This window comes from Nocardia sp. 852002-20019_SCH5090214, from assembly GCF_001665865.1.
Taxonomy (GTDB): Bacteria; Actinomycetota; Actinomycetes; order Mycobacteriales; family Mycobacteriaceae; genus Nocardia; species Nocardia nova.
The window spans coordinates 1-1145 of the sequence record NZ_LZMK01000189.1; the positions used below are offsets into that span (position 1 = coordinate 1).

At 77.0% G+C, this 1145-nt stretch carries 1 protein-coding gene; it reads right to left on the minus strand.

Annotated elements, in window-relative coordinates; translation table 11 throughout:
• Window positions 1-1145, minus strand: a 1145-nt coding sequence (locus A5780_RS40975; protein WP_197521762.1) for a hypothetical protein, incomplete at both ends; no start/stop codon positions are given.

The following is a 1145-nucleotide window of genomic DNA, read 5'->3' on the forward strand; positions in this document are numbered from 1 at the left end:
GGTCTCGGCGCCGGCATCTCCGGCCTCGGCGCCGGGCTCGGCGGAGCGCTGAGCGGCGCGGCCGAAGCCGGCGCGGGCTTGGGAACCGAACTCAACGGAGCGCTCGGGGGTGCGGCCGAAGCCGGTGCCGGCCTCGGCGCAGCCCTCGGAGGTGCCCTGAACGCCGGAGGTGAACTCGGCACCGGACTCGAAACCGGTCTGGGCGCGGGCCTCGGCGGTGCCCTGGGGGGCGCGGCGGAAGCCGGTGCCGGCCTCGGGACCGCCCTGGGCGGTGCGGCAGCAGCGGGCGCGGGCCTCGGCGGTGCGCTGGGCGGTGCGCTGAATGCGGCGGGTGACCTGGGTGCGGGGCTGTCCGGTGCGGCGGGCGCCGCGACCGGGGTGGGCTCCGAACTCGGTGGCGCGTTGGGCGGTGCGGCCAACGCCGGTGCCGGTCTCGGTGGCGCGCTGGGCGGTGTTGCCAACGCGGGAGCGGGTCTCGGTGGTGCGCTCGGCGGCGCGGCGGAGGCCGGTACGGGTCTCGGCGGTGCGCTGGGTGGTGCGCTGAATGCGGCGGGTGACTTGGGTGCGGGGCTGTCCGGTGCGGCGGGCGCCGCGACCGGGGTGGGCTCCGAACTCGGTGGCGCGTTGGGCGGTGCGGCCAACGCCGGTGCCGGTCTCGGTGGCGCGCTGGGCGGTGTTGCCGATGCGGGAGCGGGTCTCGGCGGTGCGCTGAATGCGGCCGGTGACCTGGGCGCGGGGTTGTCCGGTGCGGCGGGTGCGGTGACCGGCGTGGGCTCTGAGCTGGGAGGCGCCTTGGACGGTGCCGCCAACGCGGGTGCTGGTCTGGGAGGTGCGCTGAGTGGTGCGGCGAATGCCGGTGCGGGTGTGGGTGGTGCGCTGAATGCGGCGGGTGACTTGGGTGCGGGGCTGTCCGGTGCGGCGGGTGCTGCGAGCGGGGTGGGCTCCGAACTCGGTGGCGCGTTGGGCGGCGCGGCGAATGCCGGTGCAGGACTGGGAGGCGCGCTGGGCGGTGTTGCCGATGCGGGTGCCGGCCTTGGTGGTGCGCTGAATGCGGCGGGTGACTTGGGGGCGGGGTTGTCCGGTGCGGCGGGTGCGGTGACCGGCGTGGGCTCTGAGCTGGGAGGCGCCTTGGACGGTGCCGCCAA